Raw genomic sequence first — 19484 nt, forward strand, 5'->3', positions numbered from 1 at the left:
CGGAGTCGGAGGGTTGTTTCTGGATCACCGTCCAAGGCCCTCGAGACCAAGGACGGTGAAGATCTCCAAGTCCCGCTATCCGGTAGATCGCAAGGCTGCTCCTCTAAAGTGAACAGCATTACGGCCATTGAGCCGGGCTTTTTCGTTTCCGCATTGCCAGGGCTGGCGGCAGCCCCGGAGGCGACCTTGAGGATTCAATCCATGACCGAGCCTGCATCGACAGCTGTGGGCGGCATCGCCCTGTACAAGCTGGGCGCGTTCGGTTTCTTCGCCTTCCTTGCCGCCATCCTGGTAATGGCCATGACCCTTCCCAAGTCGCCCCGGGAGTTCGTGGTCGCGATGATCAGCACGGTTGTTTCCAGCGTCTGTGGCGGCGCCTTCCTGGTCCGCTGGCTGGAGATCGGCTCCTGGGTTCAGGACGATATCGGCATGCTCGCCATCTGCGGCCTGATTTTTGTGTGCGGGCTTCCAGCTTGGGTGCTGGTCCGCGCTTGGTTCGCCTACGCCGAGCGGCGCCGCGACGCATCTCTCCCTGACATGGTCAAGGAGATCAAGGACGCCACGGGGCTTTGACTCATGTTCAAGGTTTCCGCCGATGGCTTGCGCAATCAGCTGGCCATGCTCGAGGACCTGGAGCAGAAGCACATTCCGGTGGCCACTGTGCTGGCCCTGAACAAGACCGCCTACGACCTCCGCGACAGACTGCGGCTGGAGATGGAGCAGGTCTTCGACCGACCTACTCGCTACACCCTGAACAGCCTCAAGGTCTTCCCCGCATCGCGGAACAGGCTGGAGGCAAGGGTCTGGATGAAAGACGAATCGGTCAAGGCTGAGCCCGCGACTCGTTGGCTCTCGCCCGAGATCTTCGGCGGCCCGCGCCTGAACAAGCGCCTGGAGCGTCAGCTGCGGGAGCGAAACATCCTGCCCGAGGGCAAGTACGTGGTGCCTGGTGCCGGTGCCAAGCTGGACAGCCACGGTAACATTAGCCGTGGCCAGGTCACCAAGGCCATATCTGGCGTCAGGGGCTTCACTCAGGTCGGTTACAACGCCAACGCTACGGACAGTGCACGCAGCGCCAAGAAGGGCTACGCCCAGCGCTACTTCGTCATCCAGCGCGGTCGCGAGCCAATCGGCATTGCTGAACGCACGGGCCGGGGCAGGGACAAGATGCAGATCATCCTGGCATTTGTCGGCAAGCCTGAGTACCGCAAAGCCTTGCGCTTCTATGAGGTTGCTGATGCCTACGTGGCTGAGCAGTTGCCCAAGCGTTTCGCCGAAGCGCTCGCGAAGGAGCTGCGGTTCGCTCGTCGATAGGCTTGCGCTATGGTCAGGGGCCCCTAGGAAAAGCCGTCCTATGAGGGTAATTCGAGCCCCGACCTCGGACTACATACGAGCTTTTTCCGGAGGAGCCGTTTCCGGTTCCAGTTTGGTGATTCATGGCCACGCAGATCGAAATTGCGAGGCACCTCGACCTGAGCGACCGCCAGGTGCGCAATCTGCTCACAGACGGCGTACTTCCTGGCTCGAAAGGGAAGGGTGGCTTCGATATTGATGCCTGCCGACTTGCGTACATCCGCTACTTGCGGGGGCTCGGAAACAGCCAGGTCAAACCGGAAACGGACCTCGAACTTCCGGATGGCATCGACCCCCTGGCTGAACACAAGCTAACGCAGGAGCGCTTGCGGCTTACTGCGGCGCAGGCGGAGGGGCAGGAGCTAAAAAACGACATCAGTCGCCGTCGAGCAGTGCCGACCGAGTTCGCCGTGTTCGTGTTCTCCCGGCTGGCTGCGGAAATTGCCTCGATTCTCGACACCCTGCCGCTGACTTTGAAGAGGCGTCACCCGGACCTCGAGGTTCGCCACATCGAATCTGTGCAACGCGAGCTGGCAAAGGCACGCAACCGGGCGGCGCAGCTGGACGAGCGCCTGCCTGGACTTCTGGATGAATATCTCGCAACCGCAGCTGACTGAGTTCGCCGGCTCGATCCGTGCTGGATTGAAACCGCTCGAGCGCCCGGCGCCGCAGACCCCGGTCGAGTGGGCTGACGAGAACTTCTATCTGTCCAGCGAATCGTCCTACCAAGAAGGTGCATGGGAGACGTTGCCATTCCAGGTGGCGATCCTCAATTCCATGGGCAATGACGAGATCCGTACCGTCAACGTGATCAAGTCAGCGCGGGTTGGGTACTCCAAGATGCTCTTGGCCGCAGCTGCCTACCAGGTGGAGCACAAACGCCGGAATATCCTGTTTCTGGTGCCTACCGACGGCAGTGCAGCGGGTTTCATGAAGTCGCAGATCGAGACCATGATCCGCGACGTACCAGCGGTGCGTGAACTGGCCCCGTGGTACGGATCCAAGCACCGCGACAACACGCTGGATACCAAACGCTTCAGTCATGGCAAGCAGCTGTGGTGCCGCGGCGGGGCGGCTGCAAAGAACTACCGAGAGCTCTCGGCCGACACCGTAATCTATGACGAGTTGGCGGCCTTCGCGCCGGACGTGGAAAAAGAGGGTTCGCCAACCTTCCTCGGTGACAAGCGTATCGAAGGTTCGACTTTCCCGAAGTCGATTCGAGGGAGTACGCCAAAGATCAAGGGCACTTGCCAGATCGAGGCGGCGGCCAGTGAGTCGCCCCATCTGTTCCGTCTACATGTTCCCTGCCCGCACTGTGCGGAGGAACAACCACTGCTTTGGGGTGGCAAGGACTGCGCCTTCGGCATCAAGTGGAAACCCGAGCGGCCGCAGGATGCCTGGTACAAATGTGCGGCCAATGGTTGCGATGTTCAGCAGCACGAGATGCAGGCACAGCAAGCCAAGGGGCGCTATGTGTGCGAGCGAACCGGCGTCTGGACGCGCGATGGCCTGGATTTCTACGACGCCAACGGAGAGGTAATCCCTACTCCGGAATCGGTTACCTACCATGTCTGGACGGCATATAGCCCGTTCACGACCTGGGGGCGGATCGTCCTGGACTTTCTTCTGGCTAAGGACGACCGCAACAAGCTGAAGACATTCGTCAACACCACCCTCGGTGAGACCTTCGACGAGAGCGAAGGCGAGAAGCTTGAATGGGAAAGCCTCTACGGTCGTCGAGAGGTCTGGGAGAAGCTTCCCGCTCGGGTAGCCGCGCTGACCGGGTTCATCGACACCCAGGACGACCGCTACGAGGCCCGTGTCTGGGCTTGGGCGGCCGGAGAGGAGGGATGGTTAGTCGACCGCTGGATTCTCCAGGGCGATCCGGCCAGTGACGAATTGCTCCGCAAGGTGGGCCTGAAACTCCACCAGCAATACACCCGCGAAGACGGTGTGGTCATGCGAGTGGCGTTGTGGGGATGGGACTCCGGCGGCCACTACACCGATGAGGTGTATGCGCAGAGTAAACGGCACGGCCTGTTCTGGGTCATTCCGACCAAAGGGCACAACGTCTATGGAAAGCCCGTCGCCGAGTTTCCACGGACCAAGAATAAAGCCGGCGTGTACCTGACCATGATTGGTACCGACAACGCCAAAGAACTGATCTACAGCCGGTTGAAGCTTCAGGCCCAGCCGGGCGCAGTGGTGCCGGGGGTGATGCACTTGCCGGCCAACGACGAGATCTGCGACGAGGCCGAGCTGAAGCAGCTCACCGCCGAGGTAAAGGTCCTGAAGATTGAGAAGGGCCAGCGGGTTTACCGGTGGGATGCCAAAGGCCGCCGCAACGAGGCGTTGGACTGCGCTGTGGGCGCTCTTGCGATGCTCCGGGTTGCCCAGCAGCGTTTTGGCTTGGTGCTCGACTCGCCTCCCCAGGAGGCGCCCCCTCCATCTCCAACCAACACGCGCCGCAGTACCCGCAGCGGCTACCTGAAACAACGACGATAAACAGCGAGGCCAATATGACCGAGGCGCAGCAACGGTTGGCAGACGTGCGCTCGGCCATCCACGACATCCTCACCAAGGGGCAGGCGGTTACGAAGGACGGTCGTAAGCTCGAACGCGCGCAGCTTGCCAGCCTGCGGATGCTGGAATCCCAGTACGTCGCAGATGTGAACCAGGAAGCCATGAACTCTGGTCGTCGTTCTCGCTCGGTCCGGCTCTACCATGCCGGCAAGGGGACCTGCTGATGGCTAGGTATCCGCACCTCACCCGGGCAGGATTCCTCTTACCCGACCGGATTAAGAACAGCTATGACGCAGCCGGTACCGGCCGCCGGGCCTCCAACTGGGATGCTCAGCCCGGCTCGATCAACACGCTGTCGCTGCCGGCGCTTCCTCTGTTGCGCAAGCGTTCGCGGGCAGCCGTGCGGAACGACCCGTACGCCGGCGGCGCCATTGATACCCGCGTCAGCAACCTGATTGGCACCGGCATCACACCGATGCCCACCATTCAGGACAAGGAACTGCGACGGATCCTGCTGGAGCTTTGGGCCGATTGGACGGATGAGTCCGACGCCGATGAGCGAACCGACTTCTACGGTCAACAGGCACTCGCCGCCAGGATGGTCGAGGAGAGCGGCGAATGTTTTGTCCGGCTACGCCCGCGCCGCCCTGAAGATGGCCTGGCGGTACCGCTGCAACTGCAGCTGCTGCCGGCCGAGTTCGTGCCGATCGAGAAGAACGAGATTGCCCGTAATGGCAACCTGATCCGCGCCGGCATCGAGTTCAATGCCATCGGCAAGCGCGTGGCCTACTGGATGCATCGTCGGCACCCTGGCGATAGCTCCCTGAACCTCGCAGGCTACAACCAGCTGGTTCGAGTGCCTGCCAGCGAAGTGCTGCACATCTTCGAGCCACTGGAAGCTGGTCAATTGCGCGGCGTCCCGCGCTTGACCCGTGTACTGCTGCGCCTGAAGTCGCTGGACAACTTTGACGATGCCGTGTTGTTCCGGCAGGAGGTGGCCAACCTCTTCGCCGGCTTTATCACTCGACCGGCGAACGACGGCCCACCCCAACTGGACCCCGTAAAAGGCGGCCCAGCCCAGATGGACCACGACGGTTTCACCCCAATGGTTGGGCTTGAGCCGGGCACCATGCAGGAGCTGTTGCCTGGCGAGGAGATTGAATTCTCCAAGCCGCCGGATGCTGGCAGCAACTACCCGGACTTCATGCGGCAGCAATTGCAGGCCGCTGCCGTAGGGGCTGGCATGCCCTACGAGCTGCTAACCGGCGACCTGCGCAACGTCAACGACCGCGTCATTCGGGTGGTGCTCAACGAGTTCCGCCGCCGGCTCGAACAGCTTCAGTTCAGCGTCTACGTTCACCAGCTCTGTCGCCCGATTCGGGCCGCCTGGATGGACATGGCCTTCCTGGCTGGCGTGCTCAATGTGCCGGATTACATGGCGCGCCGCCGCGACTATCTACGCACCCGCTGGGTACCGCAAGGCTGGGACTACATCCATCCGGTTCAGGACGTCCAGGGCAAGCTCATGGAAATCAATGGCGGGCTCGTGTCCCGGAGCGAGGTTGTGCTTCGCAAGGGGTACGACGCCGAGACCATCGATGAAGAAAACGCCGCCGATCAGGCCCGAGCAAATCGACTCGGGCTCAACTACACCACGGGCCCAGATGGCTCCAGGCCCGACGAAGAGGAAGTCACCCCATGATTCAGATCGCCATGCTCAAGGCGCTGGCCGATACGCTTGGCCTGCGCATCCTCAACAAGACTCCCTCCGTACAGGCCCCACAGGACAAAAACTGGTACAGCATCAAGGCTGCGGCAGAAGGGGGGGCTGAGCAGGGGCTAGAGGTCTACGTCTATGGCGAGATTGGCGCCTGGGGCGTCACCGCCAACCAGTTCATCCAGGACCTGCGGGCCATGGACGACGGCGTGTCGCCAATCACCGTGGCCTTCAACACGGTCGGCGGCGACCTCTTCGAAGGGCTGGCCATTCACAACGCGCTGAACCGTCTCGGCGAACGCTGCACCTCGCGGGTCGATGCCCTGGCAGCGAGCGCAGGCAGTGTGGCGGCCTGCGGCGCGCACCGCTTGGTGATGGCCTCCAACGCCATGCTGATGATCCACAACCCCTGGACCTGGGCTGGCGGTGACGCAGAGGACTTCCGCAAGGTCGCCGATGTGCTGGACCAGACGCTGGAGGCCATTGTCGCCTCCTACAAGCGCAAGGCCCCTGGGATCGATGACGCGGAGCTGCGCCAGTTGATCAAGGACGAGACATGGCTGACGGCTAGCGAGGCCAAGAATCTGGGGCTTTGTGACGAGATCATCGACGGCGTCACCGTGAAAGCCATGGTTGGCGACGGTGGTGCGCTGCGCCGGTACCGCAACGCGCCCGAAGCCTTGCTGGCCCAACTCGATCAGCCGCCGGCAGACCCTCCTGCTGATCCTGCGCTCCAAGATCCTGCCCCGCAGGACCCGCCCAGTCCTGCTCCGCAGGCCTCCGCTGCGGAGTTGGCTGCCCAGATCGTTCGCGGTTGCGCCGAAGCCGGCATCAGCAATCTCGTGGAGGCGCTGACCAGTACCGGAAATCTGAAGGACGAAGCTAGCGTGAAGGCCGCAATCCGCGATGCCAAGGCAGTACGTGACCTCTGTGTCAGTGCACGCCTGCCTGATCTCTCCGCTGGATTCGTGAAGGATGGCCTTGGCGTCGAGGCGGTGCGGGCCCGGCTTTTCGACAAGCTGGTCGGCAACGGCTTCGGCGAAATCATCAATACCCTGCCCACGGAAGATGATCTTCCGTCGAGCGGCGTGAAAGCAGTAGACCCTGGCGCCATCTACGCCAGTCGTAAACCTCAAGCCTCGAAAGGAGTGCAGCGATGAGTATCAAAACCGAAGGCGTTCACGCCGGAGAATTCCTCCTTTCGGAGGCCAATGGTTCCCGCAGCCGCGAAATGGTCGTGATCGCTGCCGGTTCCGGCATCTTGAAGGCCGGCACCTTGATTGGCCAGGTGACCTCCGCCAACGCCGCGGTGGCCACCGCAGCCGCTGGCAACACCGGTAACGGCACCATGGGCACCATCACTGTGGCCAGCAAGGCCATCACTGGCACCTATGTGCTGACCATCACCTCCGCCGCCGCCAACGGTGGCAAGTTCCTCCTGGTAGACCCGATGGGCGTCGAGGTAGGGGAGGGCACCGTCGGGGTCGCTTTCAGTGGTGGCGGCCTGAGTTTCACCCTGGCTGACGGCTCGACTGACTTCGCTGTCGATGACGCCTTCACCATCGCCGTGAATGCGAATCTGGGTGAGTGGACCGCCTATGACGACGACGGTACCGACGACGGTCGCCGCGCCGCTTCCGGCATCCTCTTTGCTCCGGTCGATGCGACCACCAACGACGTGAAGGCCGCCGCGATCGTCCGCGACGCCGAAGTCATCGAGCGCCTGCTCACCGGTCTGGATGCCGCCGGCCGCGCCGACCTGGCCGCCCTGGGCATCGTCATCCGACCCTGATCGATACCCACCAACTTCATCCCTTTTGAGCCCCGCCAAGTGCGGGGCTCTTTCATTCAGGAGGCCATCATGGCTGAGATTTCCATTTTCGAAGACGAAGCCTTCAGCGTTCAATCGCTCCTGGCGACCATCAACGAGCAGCACGAGATTCCCGGGCAGATCGCGGCCTCCGGCCTCTTCACTGAGGAAGGCAGCACCACCGTTACCCAGCAGATCGAGAAGGACGGCGACGTCCTCGAGCTGGTCGCAGCTGCTCCTCGCGGCGCCCCGGGCCAGGTGGTGATCGGTAGCAAGCGCCAGATGATTCCGTTCAACTGTGTGCACCTGCCGCAGGAGTTCACCATCATGGCGGACGAGATCCAGGGCATCCGGGCCTTCGGCAGCCGAACTGAGCTGCAGGGTGTTCAGGACGTGGTCAACGCCCGCCTGAACAAGGTGCGCGGCCAGCTCGACCTGACCCACGAATACCAGCGTATCGGCGCGATCAAGGGGCAGGTCCTCGACAAGGACGGCGCCATCCTGGTCGATCTGTTCCAGATGTTCGGCATCAAGCAACAGAAGCTGAAGATGGACTTCGGGTCCGTCGACGTCAGCGTTCGCGCGGGCGAGGCGCTGGACATGCAGGAAGACGCGCTCGGCAATGTCACCGGTACCGGTGCGATTGCCTGGTGCGGCAAGAGCTTCTGGGCCGATCTGATCGCTGATGAATCGGTCAAAGAGACCTACCTGAACCACGAGGCCGCTGCCGCCCTGCGTGGGGATCGCCGCCAGGCCTTCGAGTTCGGTGGTGTGCTGTGGATCCGCTATCGTGGCAAGGTTGGCGGCGTTCCGTTCGTAGGTGACGACGAAGCCTATCTGGTTCCAGAGGGTGTGCCGGGTCTGTTCAAGACCGTCTTCGCGCCGGCCAACTACATGGAAACCGTCAACACCCTGGGCCTTCCGTACTACGGCAAGCTGGAACGCATGAAGTACGACAAGGGCGTAACCGGTGAGGCGCAGTCCAACCCCCTGCACATCTGCCTCCGCCCGCGCGCCAGCATCAAACTGGCTCGTTGATCATGGCCGGCTTCAGCGATCTGGTGGAGGACATGGACGAACAGGTCATGTCCTCCCTGGGAGACGGAGAGGTCGATTACCTCGATGCCATGGGTAACACCATGGCTCGGGGAATCTCTGTGATCGTTGATCGCAATCTGGAGCAGGTAGGGCCGGATGGTCGGTTCCTCACGGATGCAGTGGGAGTGACGTGGCGAAAGGCGTTTCTGCCCTCTGTGGAGCGTGGTGGTGTGTTCATCTTTTGCCGAGAGCGCTTCGTTGTTGAAACGCCCATCGCAGATGACGGCCATATGATCACAGTTGCCTGCCAGGTGCAGTTATGACCCAGAAACCGAATCTGCTATCTGTAGCTCGGAAGGCATTGGTGCAACAGCTAGAGTCTGTCCAGCCAGGCAATGGCTATAGGACGTCTGCTGGTCTCAATGTTCGTTCAGGTTGGTTCAACGAAATCATTGCAGCCGAGAAGTCCGGATTCCCGATGATCGTCATTCAGCGCAACGACTCCAAGACACCGGAGGCCGGGCCTGGAGCGATGAAGGTGTTCCCAGGCTTCCACGTTATAGGTGCCGTCGAGGCCGGTCTCGACGATTATGAGGATGCGCTGGATGACCTTGAAGAGGACTTGGTGCGCTGTCTGGCCCCCTCGCATGGAACCGCCGCTCCTTGGCTGCCGCAAGGTGTTCCCGGGATAGCCCAGGGGCCTCCCCGTCGCTTCCCCCCGGGCAATGGTCTCAAGGCCGCCACCGTCATGATTCCGGTTTACCTGACCACCTTCATAGACACCATCAAGTTCCGCTGATCCTTCATCCCATAGAGCCCGGCCAAGCGCCGGGCTTTTGCATTTCAGGAGGCCAACCATGGCTCGTACCGTAGAAACTTTCGTAGTCGGCGGCATCGTGAAGATGCGCAAGGCCGGCACTGGCTTGCCGTTTACTGATGTTGGCCTCGTCAGTACCTACCAGCAGTCGCACGAAACCAACCAGCTTCGCCTGGAGAACACCCGCACCCCGCTCGGTGGCACCTTCGACAAGCTCGACAAGGTGACCTCCATGAACCTGGCGATCTTCTTCCGCGAGTTCAACTCGACCAACCTTGCCAACCTCCTGTGGGCGGACGTCACCTCGGTGCCCTCGGAGGCTGTTGCCGACGAAGTGGTTATCGTCCAGGTCGGCAAGACCAGCGCCCTGGCCAAGATGCCGCTGACCATCACCTCGGTGATCGAAGACACCACTGATCCGGAACCTGCCGAGTTTGAGGAAGACACCGACTTCAAAATGACTGGCGCCGGCATTGAGGTTCTGGAAGGCAGTGCGCTGGCCACCGCCATCGGCGCTTCCTCGGACTACAAGGTCAAGGTGTCCTACACCTGCGCGGCCTATGACGAGATCCAGGCGCTGACCAACAGCGGCGAGGAATGGGAAATCCTGTTCGAAGGGGCCAATGCCGTGGGCACCAAGTCGCGCGTCAACAACCGCTACTACCGCTGCAAGTTCGGCGTTGCCGAAAGCCTGGACTGGATCAGCGTCGAGGACTTCATGGGCATGCAGTCCACCTGCGAAGTGCTCGCTGACGACACCCGCATCGGCGCTGGTCTGTCGCAGTACATGAAGATCCAGAAGGAAACCCCGATCCCGGCGCCGTGATCCATTTCGTGGCCGGCTGACAATGGATGGGCTACATTCCCTCCCATTTCACAATGGGAGGGAACCTTATGCTCAAAAGAATTGCCGCTTTGTCGCTTCTGGCATTTGCCTCGGCCGCATTTGGTGAAGCGTCGTCGACTTCAACTTACGCGACCTTCGAGCAGTGTGAGGCCGTTAAATCCAAGGTCATCACCGACCTTAATGTGTCGCCGAGTAAAATCATTCCAATCATCAATACCTCGCTGATGACCGTCACGAGGATCTGCACTGCCGATGGCAGCGTGTTGATCTCTTGCAGCCGCGAGGATGAGAAGATGATCGTGACACGGTCAACGACTGGATGTTGAGAATGTTCTTTCCCTGAAACCCGCTACGGCGGGTTTTTTTATGCCCGGAGAATTTATGAGTGCCATTGCAGCCAGCATCGTCAAGAAGGTGGGCGAGCGTGAGGTAATCGTTCGCGAGCTCTGTGTGGGCGATGCCCGCGCCATGTTCGCATCCGTGAGCGAAGGCGACGTGTTCGACGACCTCCTGTTCGTGGACTGCCGTCTTGCTGACTTGGTGCGCATGACCAACCTGAGTCGCGAGGACATTGACGGTCTGCGTCCGAGCGAAGTTCGCGAGGTAATCGCAGCCTGCAAGGAGCAGAACCCGGATTTTTTCGATCTGCTGGCCCGGCTCCTGCCGCGGGCCAAGGGCTAAAACAGCTCGATTCAGCAATCTGCACCCTAGTGAAAGCCGGGCATCGCGACGTGATGAACTACCCCTGGCCCCTGTTTCTGCGCGCCTTGAAAGGTTGAGTCCATGAACCCAGAAGTAGAACTGAGGCTGACGGCAGACCTCGATGATGCGGCGCGTGAAGTAGCAGGCTTCCGGAAGGAATATGGCCGCCTGGTTCAGGAGGTGGAAAAACCTCTTCGTCAGGCGAACACCTTCCGCGAGGTCAGCCAGAGCCTCGAGGGGACTCAGCGCCAGATTGCCTCCACCAAGGATCGTTTGCGCCAATTGCGGGACGAGATCGTCCGCGCTGAGGCCCCATCCAAGGAGCTCCAGGCCGACTATCGGAACGCCACGAATGAACTGCGGCGCCTGGAGCGTCAGGAAACCTCCCAGATTGCGCAGCTTCGCAGCGTCCGCTCGGAGCTACAGGGCGCCGGAGTCGATGTCAGCAACCTTGCCGCCGAGCAGCGGCGCCTCAGCGCAGAGTTCAATCGCCGCTTTGAGGCTGGACGGTCAGACTCCGCTATCCAGGCTGCCAGGGCGGCGCTGGGTGTTGGCGAGATCGAATCGGCCCAGCGAGACCTGGTTGAACTGCGGCAGCAATACCGACTGGTGACCCGGGACGGGAGCCTGTCCGCCCGCGAGCGTGCTGAAGCCGAGGCGAACTATCATCGGAGCGTTTCCGACACCCTGGCGCGACTGCGTGAGCTCCGGGCTCAGACAGTTAAGCAGGCCAGCGAAGAGGAACGAGAGGCGGCTGCCCGGGGGCGGCGTGCGTCCCAGGCTAAGCAGAGCATCGCCCAGGTCGCTGCGGCGCAGCGGCAAGCGGCCGTGGAGGCCCGGCGGGCGGCCGCCGAAAGAGCCAGAGACAATCTCGGGGTGAATCAGGCGCGTGCCGCCGAGCAAGAGATTGCCAACCTCCGCCAGCAATACGACCTGCTTCGCCGGTCGGGCGCCCTGACCTCCAGAGAGCTGGCGATCGCTCAGCGTCAACTGAAGCGGCGGATTGCCGAGACCAAGGCGGAGCTCAGGGGCCTGGCGTCTGGCGGCGGTGACTCCGTTATTTCCGGCGCGACCAGTGAGATCCCAGGTTTATCGCGGATTTCTGGTGGAGGGCCTGCTGCGGTGGCTGCCGCTGGCGTGGCCGCCATCGGGGCGGCCGCCATGCAGGTCGCTCAGGGTTCCGACGAGGTCGGTCGTCTCGATTCGCGTCTCCGGCTGGCGACCCGCTCCCAGCAGGAATTCAACGCTGCTCAACTGGAGCTGGACCGGATCGCCGACGTTACCCAGGGGGATGTGGCTGATCTTGTCGGCCTGTACTCCAGGCTGCAGCGCCCCATGCGGGATGCTGGCCTGGATCAGAAGGCCACCCTGGAGACCATCGAAGCGGTATCCCTCGGTCTCAAGATCGGCGGCGCTTCGGCGGAAGAGTCGGCCTCTGTAATCCAGCAGTTTTCGCAGGCCATCAGCAGCGGCGTCCTTCGCGGCGAGGAGTTCAATGCCGTCTTGGAAGGTTCCGACCGAATCGCGGGCGCGCTGGCTGACTCGCTTGGGGTGACGATCGGCGAACTGCGTGAGATGGCGGCCGAAGGGCAATTGACCGCCGAGCAGGTAACCAACGCGCTACGTAAAGAGTTGCCGAAGCTGCGTCAGGAGATGGATTCCTTCGCCCCTGAAATCGGTGCTGGATTCCGCCGCATCTTTACGGAAACCAAACGATATTGGGGCCGCTACGCCAAAGAGTCAGGCGCTACCGATGCGATAGCGAAAGGACTGAATGACTTTGCTAAGAGCGTCAACGGCGCTCACAACCTGATCAAGAAAGCCGATTCGGACCTGACCAAGTCGCAGAGGGAAGAGTCTGCCGCTCGGCAGGAAATCCTGAAGCAGGAAAAGGAGAATACCGAGAAGGCTCGCGCCGAACTGCTGAACAGCCTGAAGGACACGATGGCTCAGCAGCGGACGTTGCTGGCCAAGGCCAATTCCGAATTACTGGCGGCGAGAAAACAGCAGGAGAGCATCGCCGCTGAGTTCAAGGCGGCGGCTGCGGAATTCGCTGGCGCTGCCGGCCAGAAAGGCGATGCCAGTTTTGGCGATGTCACGGCAGCCAAGGTTTCGGCTCGCGAGAAGCTTCGGCAGGGTGACGCCCAGGGCGCCATCAGTGAGGCCCGGCGCGCAGTGGAGCTGCTGCGTCAGCTTCGCGCGGCCGGAGAGAACGAATTCGGTTTCGCAGGAGTGGCGAAAGAGCTCGAGGCGATCGCCAACCAGGCTGCCAAGGTTGATGCCGAGACGGCGAAGGTGAAAGAAGGCCTGGCCAAGATGGAGCTGGAGAACCTCTCCAATCAGGCCAGGCTGCTTGAAAACATCACTATCCGTTTCGGCCTGGACGCGAGCAGCGTGGAGACGGTCAAACAGCAGATGTCCGACTTGGCCAAGGGGTTGTCGGAGCAGATGACCATCCAGGTCAAGGTCGTTCCGCCCGCTGAGATGGGAGCACCTGGCGTGCCCACGGCAGCAGGAGTTGAGTTCCCTGCTTTCGCTGAGGGTGGGTTGCTGCGCGGCCCCGGGACGGGTACGAGCGACAGCATCCTCATGTATGGCTCCAACGGCGAGTACATGGTGCGGGCGGCCGCAGTCCGTCATTACGGCACGGCATTGCTCGATCGGTTGAACGCCATGCGCCTGCCGCGCTTCGCCGAGGGAGGCCCGATCGGTGGGCGATCCCTGCCGTCTATTCCGGCGCCATCGCCGTCGCTGCTGGCGCCAGCGCAGCAGGCCGGCGGAGGGAACACCGTTGTCCTCCAACTGCCCGGCGGTAACACCTACACCTTGCAGGCTGACAAGCCGACCTACGACGCCATTGTGCACAACGAGTCTCGTAAGCATGGGAGAAAGTAAATGGCTGAGGTGATGCTCGGGGGCATCCCCATTCGCCTGCACAGTGGTGCTCCTGAGCCGGAACACACCCCTATTGGTGGCGTCACTCTTGCCCGTCGCTCTGGCGGCGCTGCCGTGAAGATGCAGCACTGGCGGAAGTGGGCGATTACGATCCGAGGGATTGGCTGGATGGGGCCGGGGCTCGCCGGCTTGGACTTCAATCAGCCGCTGGAGCTGCGCTGCATAAGGCAGCAGTCGCTGACCACTACCGCGCTCACTGGCATTTTGCCGGGCACGCCGCGTCCAGACGACAACCCTTGGGCGTTGGCCTATGTGGGCGGTGATTGGAGGCTCACTCCAGTGGATGTTGAACCGGACAAGAGCTTTACCATCACTGCGGTTCCTGGGGCGATTGAATACAAAGTGTGTTGGCGCCCTGTGTTCATGGTCTTCTGCGAGCCACCGGTTGAGTCCCTGGATCCTGCAACCAACACCCATACCTGGACCATCACCGCCGAGGAAGTCTGATGGAGCTGAATAGTTCCGAGCTGAACGCCGTCGAGTTGAACGGCGCTTCGGCCGGCGGGAGTGTGTCTGATCCGATCACCATCGTCCCGGTGGTGTCGGTGATCTGGTCCGCTCGGCTGCTGCTCAATGGGGTGGATGTCTCGGACCTGCTGACGGGGGGCGTGAGGATCGAGAGGGAGGAGGGCGCCCGCTGCCTGGCGGACTTCAGCCTCTTGCTCAATGCCGGCCCGGTGAACCCGGCGGCATACACCGGCCAGACCGTGGAGCTCTACTACCGCGACTGGGTAGACGGTGCCTGGCGGGAGGAGCTGTGCTTCAAGGGCTGGGTGATCCGGCCTCAGTTCACCCTGCAGACGCGCATCCTGGACTGCGAGTGCAGCGACCGGCAGCAGGAAATCGTGGAAGCCATGGACGTCGCTGCCATCGACGCCCTGGTGGGCGGGCTGTGGTCGGCTGACGTGTTCGAACCCGTCGAAGGCCGCTCCCGCTGGGACTACGCCATGGAACGGATGAGCACCCAGGCAGCCAGCCTGCAGTGCAGCGTCGAGGGTGACTTGCAGGTGACGCCCTGGGCGGCCGGGGAGGCGGCCTTCCTGATCCCCGCCGGCGCGGTGCTGGATGGCAGCCTGGAGTGGGTGCCGGTGGAACTGAACGACCGTATCAACGTGGTCGAGGTCACCGCTGACTATCGCTTCATCCGCCTGCGCGAGCGCCACCAGGACTTCCTCTGGGAGCACCCTGCGGTTGAAGGCCTCACCATTCTCGATGGCTTCTGCCTGACCTGGGGGCGCGACGACAACAGCGAGGTGCCGGACATCGGCATGGTGGAGGATGCCAGCACTGATGCTGGGTACCAGGCCATCCTGGGCACGGCGAACTGGGGCAGGGTGCCCGCCACCGGTAGCGGTGTGCTGTGTGACCCGCCATTCGGCTGGACCAACCCGTACCCGGACCTGCTGTTGAGTGCCAGCTGGACCAGTGCCATGCGCTGGAGCCAACGGGTGACCGAGCAGTACACCCTGCGGGTCGAGGCGCCGGCCAGCGTGGCCCAGGCCGGGGAAGTGATCAGCCGCGAACGCATCGCGCTGGAGACCGAGAGCGACCGCGAGGCGGAATTTGAGGGCGCGGAATTCACCGAGCCGGATCCAGATGCCACCGAGGACGCCCTGGGCGACTGGGTGGTGGATGTGCGGGAGGATGATCGGCGTTCTGCCGCGTTGTCCTGCGGGCTGGCGATGGCCACTGCCTCCATTCTGGGGGCGCACCGGGGCAACCGGTTTGCCTTCCAGCTGCCGACCTCAGACACCCTTGGTATCCGCCTGGAGCACACCCTGCATGTGCAGGACGAGATTCTCGGCCAGCCGGTGCAGTGCCGTGCCAAGGTGTTCAGCATCATCCATGAGTGGGACTTCGACAGCGGCTCGGCCCTGACCAGCATCCAGTTGGCCGTGAGCCAGGGCGGCGGAGACGTTACCGATCCGCTGACCTTGCCGGCGATTCCGCCGAGCACGCCACCTGGCACACCGCCGGAGCTGATCATCCTGCCGACGCAGTTGGGTTCGCGTAACAGCAGCCCGCTGTATGATGACGAACTCGACGGGTTCGCCGGCAACTACACGGTCAACGACCTGGACATCAACCCGGACCTCGAGGAATTCCCGCGCCGCTTCGACCTGACGGCGCCGGAGATTCCCGAAGAGCACCGTGACGAGTACACGGTCACCCAGGCCAAGACCTATCAACTGGCCCTCCCGAACGACCTGCTGGAGTTGTAATCCATGACCCTTGCCCAAGAGCGTGCGGCCACTCGCGCGGGGATCACGGCTGCCCGTACAAACACTCTTCGACGGGACCTGAACTCACTGGAGACCCAGCGCCGCCAGATCCGGGAGTTGGTCACGCTGGAGCGCAAGGGGCTGCGCCCGGCAACGAAGGGGCGTGGGACCTGGGACCCTAACAAGCCGACATTTGGGGGCGGAGGCGGCGGCATCGCCAGCCCCCTGACCGAGCCGAGCTTTGCTGCTCGCGAGTATTGGCCATCGGGCTGGCCCAGCAGTGACGGTCTATTCGAGGTCCCGGCAATCAAGGTGCTCCATCTGGAGGATGCCGACGGCGCCAAGGTGGAGATCAACCTGGCCGAGCCTCCGGCCATTCCCTGACGAGGAGCTTACATGCTGATGTTCGTTAATAACTGGAGCACCACCCTGCAGGCCGGCCTCTCCGCTGGCGCGCCCCAGCTGCAGGTTCCGGCCTCGCTGGCCGCCCGGCTGGTTGGATTGGGATCGGGGGCTACCTATCGGCTGACCCTGGTGGAGCTGAGCAGTGCCGGGGAAGAGATCGGCTGGGAGATCGTCACCGCGAGTGCCAACACAGCTGGTCTGCTCACGGTCACGCGGGCGGAGGAAAACACCGTGGCCCGCGACTGGCCAGCGGGGACGAAGATATCCGCTCGACTGACGGCCGGCGCGCTGAATGACTTGCAGCAGGCCCAGGCGGAACAGGCACAGACCATCGAGGACCTGCAGCAGTCCATCGCCGAGTTGGTGACACGGATCGAAGCCCTGGAGCAGGGCGGCGGCGTGTCGGATGGAGTGTTGACGGACTCGGCGGGGCAACCGCTGACCGACCAACAGGGCAACTATCTCACCGGGGCGACACCATGGCTGTGACCTGGGGCTGTCCGTGGCATGGCCTGGTCAAGGGGGGGCAGCTGGAGCTGCCGAACGGGCGGACCATTGCCTATCCGCAACCCCCGCAGACCTGGCCGTGGGATTCTGGCGATACGCGGCTGGTCTCACGGCCAGGCCATAGCGCGCCTGTACGCACAGACGAAGAGCTTGCGGCGGATGCCGCCGCCGGGCGCCAGTGGCTGGGGGCGGCGATCCTGGCCGGTGGTGAAGGGCAGCTCCATGGCCGGCCGTTGGAGCGCAATTCCTGGATCTATTGCGCGCCGAGCGGGGCCCGCTGGCTCGTTGATGCGCATCGTGCCGGTACTTGTCCTGCCGGTGCGGAGGTCTTCGATATCCAGCTGGAGCTACGCCGCTTCGGCGTAATCGGCGGCCAGCCCGACTGGCGCAACCTCTATATCAGCCTGAGCCCGACCGGGATGGAGCCAACCGGAGAGTTCATCGCACCCGGCGAACCTGGACAGAATCGTTACGACATCATCCTGCATGACTCGAACCCCGACGGCAGCCAGGCCGTCTTCATGGTGTGTAAGCGTTCGGATGGCTATCCCAGCCCCTATGCCTGGTGGTGTGTCCAGATGAGCGAGGAGGACGGCGAACCAGGAGCCGAGCTGCGATTGCTGTACGACTATGCCACCACCGTGGGGGAATACAGCTTCGAGCCAGGGCCTGATCATCGCCTGACCTGGTTGCGGATGACGACGGATGGCGAGGAGCTGGAGAAAGAGGTCATCCGCGACGAGGTTGGCAACGTCGTTGGCGAGATCAGTCGCAACCGCACCACCTTGGTCCTGCGGGAGTATGACGAGCATGACCCGATGACGCCTCCGGGGCTGCCCGCCGTCCCGCTGGGCAGCGGCGTGACCCGGGCGGAGCACATCACGGCCATGTACTGGCAAGACGGGGCCTGGCACCCGGTTACCCTCCGCTACGAGTGCCGTGACGTCGTACAACTGAGCGCGAGCAGCAGCTCAGCTGAATTCGAGATCTGGAACGGCACTATCGATGGCACCTACTACATCGACCACATACCGGTCGGCTTCCAGGTGGACTCGGTCTACGCCATGCGCTGCGACTCAACCGTAGAGCTGACTCTGAGTAGGGGGGACGTGCAAGTCAGCGAGCAGGTCCGCCTGCAGTACCAGGGCGACAAACTGGTGGGGTATTACCGTGACTCGGGCCCGATCAGCACCAACCCGCCCCAGTGGAGCTGGCCGGGTAGCGTGCGCAGCCAGCTGGACTATGGCGACCGGCAGCAGCTGAACGAGGCAGCCTGGGATGACGAAGGGGTGCGCCCCCCCACCAGCTTATTTTATCGCGACTGGGTCGGCGTGCCGGACATATGGTCTCTGAATAGGCTGCTGCGCACCCAGCGAGGCCCCGCCATCCTTGACCTGCTGTGTAATCCGGACCGTACGCCCTGGGGGTGGCTGCTTACCTACTCGGCCAGCGCCTCGCCCAGTACCTGGCCGCTGCGCCTGAGCCTCTGGCCGGTCTGGCAGTCCAGTCAGCTGCACTCGCCCAATCTCATCCAGACCCAGCGCACCACTGGCGCCGCAGAGCTGCGTCTGCGGGATGTCTTGAGTCCGGCCGGACTGACCAGTGTGAGTGCCGCGTGGGTACCTGCGGCACGCCTGTATGGCTCGTACAGCCCACTGAGCGGGGACGTTGTAACCAACCAGACCCAGCCTGTGTGCTGGGTGTAATCCAGACCCAAGGAGACTCTCATGCCCAACGTGCAACACATCCTGACTGGCGCGGGCTCCCCGAACGCGGCGCCGCCCAGTGTGGGCGCCCACTACCTGGACCAGGATACGCGGGACCTGTGGCAAGCCGTCGGTACCGAGACGGCAGCCGACTGGCGCTTGGTCTACGCCGAGCCAAAGGTACTGAGGGGGGGCGGGACTTTCGAGGTGGACGGCCTGCGCGACGTTCATTGGTCCGATTTCGGCGCCAGTGGCGACGTCCTGGTGCTCGCTGAGCTTACTGGCAGGCACGGGCGCTTCGACATGGCACTGCTGCCACGGTCGAGTGTCACCCAGTTCAGTATTGAGCTCCAGGCGCAGGAGCCACCTCTGTCCGTGGCCACCGGGGAAGAGGTGACGGCGCTGGAGGGCGATAGGCCGCAGTTGCTGACCTTCGAGTGGATAGGCAATTACGGCTGGGTGATCACCCGGCAGCTCGCGTTGCCCGCCTTCGGGGTCCCTCAGTTTCCACCCCCCGAAATGTAGCCGCGGCCCATAACACCGTTGTGACCAGGCCCAAGGAGTCGCCAGTCATGCGGCCGTCTGCCTATCGCGCTGGAGACTGAGAGAGCGAGGCCAAGCTGGCCAACCCCTCCGGGGGCTTGCCGCCAAACACCAGCCGCAGCGTGGCCTGGGGCTAGCGCTCCACCCAATTCGATTTCATCCCTACTGACAAGGAGCAGCCAGCCATGAAGCCGGCCTGTGTACCCCTGTGCCTGATTCAGGGCGCGACCTTCCGCGACACCCTGCGACTCAGCCAGCCGACCCTGGTCTACAAGGCCATCCAGTCCATCCCGGCGGAAGCGCCGGTCCGGCTGGTGGTACCCGATCACGGTCTGGCTG

The 19484-nt window shown here is 62.8% G+C and carries 21 protein-coding genes; all 21 read left to right on the forward strand.

The window, feature by feature from the left end; all coding sequences use genetic code 11:
* A partial coding sequence (locus ACFW0B_RS24800) for a hypothetical protein (protein ID WP_449151640.1) occupies positions 1 to 573 on the forward strand: 573 nt, incomplete at its 5' end.
* A gap of 3 nt (positions 574 to 576) precedes the next feature.
* On the forward strand, positions 577 to 1314 hold the full coding sequence (locus ACFW0B_RS24805) for a hypothetical protein (protein WP_449151619.1): 738 nt from the start codon (positions 577 to 579) through the stop codon (positions 1312 to 1314).
* A gap of 122 nt (positions 1315 to 1436) precedes the next feature.
* Positions 1437 to 1970 carry a terminase small subunit gene (locus tag ACFW0B_RS24810; RefSeq protein ID WP_449151620.1) on the forward strand — a complete coding sequence of 178 codons (534 nt, stop codon included), beginning with the start codon at positions 1437 to 1439 and terminating at the stop codon, positions 1968 to 1970.
* Positions 1942 to 3858 carry a phage terminase large subunit family protein gene (locus ACFW0B_RS24815; RefSeq protein ID WP_449151621.1) on the forward strand — a complete coding sequence of 639 codons (1917 nt, stop codon included), beginning with the start codon at positions 1942 to 1944 and terminating at the stop codon, positions 3856 to 3858. Before ACFW0B_RS24810 ends, ACFW0B_RS24815 begins: the two co-directional genes overlap by 29 nt.
* A gap of 14 nt (positions 3859 to 3872) precedes the next feature.
* Positions 3873 to 4100: a gpW family head-tail joining protein gene (gene gpW / locus ACFW0B_RS24820; RefSeq protein ID WP_449151622.1), complete on the forward strand. Its 228-nt coding sequence runs from the start codon at positions 3873 to 3875 to the stop codon at positions 4098 to 4100.
* Positions 4100 to 5578, forward strand: coding sequence for a phage portal protein (locus tag ACFW0B_RS24825; protein ID WP_449151623.1), 1479 nt, complete (start codon positions 4100 to 4102; stop codon positions 5576 to 5578). The genes gpW and ACFW0B_RS24825 overlap by 1 nt, the downstream gene beginning before the upstream one ends.
* Positions 5575 to 6753: a head maturation protease, ClpP-related gene (locus tag ACFW0B_RS24830; protein ID WP_449151624.1), complete on the forward strand. Its 1179-nt coding sequence runs from the start codon at positions 5575 to 5577 to the stop codon at positions 6751 to 6753. Before ACFW0B_RS24825 ends, ACFW0B_RS24830 begins: the two co-directional genes overlap by 4 nt.
* Positions 6750 to 7385 carry a head decoration protein gene (locus ACFW0B_RS24835; protein WP_449151625.1) on the forward strand — a complete coding sequence of 212 codons (636 nt, stop codon included), beginning with the start codon at positions 6750 to 6752 and terminating at the stop codon, positions 7383 to 7385. The genes ACFW0B_RS24830 and ACFW0B_RS24835 overlap by 4 nt, the downstream gene beginning before the upstream one ends.
* Before the next feature lie 69 nt (positions 7386 to 7454).
* Positions 7455 to 8441: a major capsid protein gene (locus ACFW0B_RS24840; protein ID WP_449151626.1), complete on the forward strand. Its 987-nt coding sequence runs from the start codon at positions 7455 to 7457 to the stop codon at positions 8439 to 8441.
* A 2-nt stretch (positions 8442 to 8443) separates the two neighbouring features.
* Entirely contained in the window at positions 8444 to 8764 is a 321-nt protein-coding gene (locus ACFW0B_RS24845; protein WP_449151627.1) for a head-tail joining protein, read from the forward strand.
* The gene (locus tag ACFW0B_RS24850; protein ID WP_449151628.1) at positions 8761 to 9240 is read left to right on the forward strand and encodes a hypothetical protein; all 480 of its coding nucleotides are present in this window, start codon (positions 8761 to 8763) and stop codon (positions 9238 to 9240) included. The genes ACFW0B_RS24845 and ACFW0B_RS24850 overlap by 4 nt, the downstream gene beginning before the upstream one ends.
* A gap of 58 nt (positions 9241 to 9298) precedes the next feature.
* Complete coding sequence (locus tag ACFW0B_RS24855) at positions 9299 to 10084, forward strand: phage tail tube protein (protein WP_449151629.1); 786 nt, start codon at positions 9299 to 9301, stop codon at positions 10082 to 10084.
* A gap of 68 nt (positions 10085 to 10152) precedes the next feature.
* Positions 10153 to 10431 carry a hypothetical protein gene (locus tag ACFW0B_RS24860; protein WP_449151630.1) on the forward strand — a complete coding sequence of 93 codons (279 nt, stop codon included), beginning with the start codon at positions 10153 to 10155 and terminating at the stop codon, positions 10429 to 10431.
* 55 nt (positions 10432 to 10486) lie between these two features.
* Positions 10487 to 10786, forward strand: a complete 300-nt coding sequence (locus ACFW0B_RS24865) for a hypothetical protein (RefSeq protein WP_449151631.1) — start codon at positions 10487 to 10489, stop codon at positions 10784 to 10786.
* A 102-nt stretch (positions 10787 to 10888) separates the two neighbouring features.
* Positions 10889 to 13702, forward strand: coding sequence for a tape measure protein (locus tag ACFW0B_RS24870; protein ID WP_449151632.1), 2814 nt, complete (start codon positions 10889 to 10891; stop codon positions 13700 to 13702).
* On the forward strand, positions 13703 to 14209 hold the full coding sequence (locus ACFW0B_RS24875; protein WP_449151633.1) for a hypothetical protein: 507 nt from the start codon (positions 13703 to 13705) through the stop codon (positions 14207 to 14209).
* Positions 14209 to 15984 carry a hypothetical protein gene (locus ACFW0B_RS24880; RefSeq protein WP_449151634.1) on the forward strand — a complete coding sequence of 592 codons (1776 nt, stop codon included), beginning with the start codon at positions 14209 to 14211 and terminating at the stop codon, positions 15982 to 15984. The genes ACFW0B_RS24875 and ACFW0B_RS24880 overlap by 1 nt, the downstream gene beginning before the upstream one ends.
* A 3-nt stretch (positions 15985 to 15987) precedes the next feature.
* Positions 15988 to 16368: a hypothetical protein gene (locus tag ACFW0B_RS24885; protein WP_449151635.1), complete on the forward strand. Its 381-nt coding sequence runs from the start codon at positions 15988 to 15990 to the stop codon at positions 16366 to 16368.
* Between the two features lie 12 nt (positions 16369 to 16380).
* Complete coding sequence (locus ACFW0B_RS24890; protein WP_449151636.1) at positions 16381 to 16878, forward strand: hypothetical protein; 498 nt, start codon at positions 16381 to 16383, stop codon at positions 16876 to 16878.
* Positions 16869 to 18602 carry a hypothetical protein gene (locus ACFW0B_RS24895; protein ID WP_449151638.1) on the forward strand — a complete coding sequence of 578 codons (1734 nt, stop codon included), beginning with the start codon at positions 16869 to 16871 and terminating at the stop codon, positions 18600 to 18602. The genes ACFW0B_RS24890 and ACFW0B_RS24895 overlap by 10 nt, the downstream gene beginning before the upstream one ends.
* Before the next feature lie 21 nt (positions 18603 to 18623).
* Positions 18624 to 19127 carry a hypothetical protein gene (locus ACFW0B_RS24900; protein WP_449151639.1) on the forward strand — a complete coding sequence of 168 codons (504 nt, stop codon included), beginning with the start codon at positions 18624 to 18626 and terminating at the stop codon, positions 19125 to 19127.
* Positions 19128 to 19484: the final 357 nt, after the last annotated feature.

Source organism: Metapseudomonas phytobenefica (assembly GCF_043392685.1).
Lineage (GTDB): Bacteria > Pseudomonadota > Gammaproteobacteria > Pseudomonadales > Pseudomonadaceae > Metapseudomonas.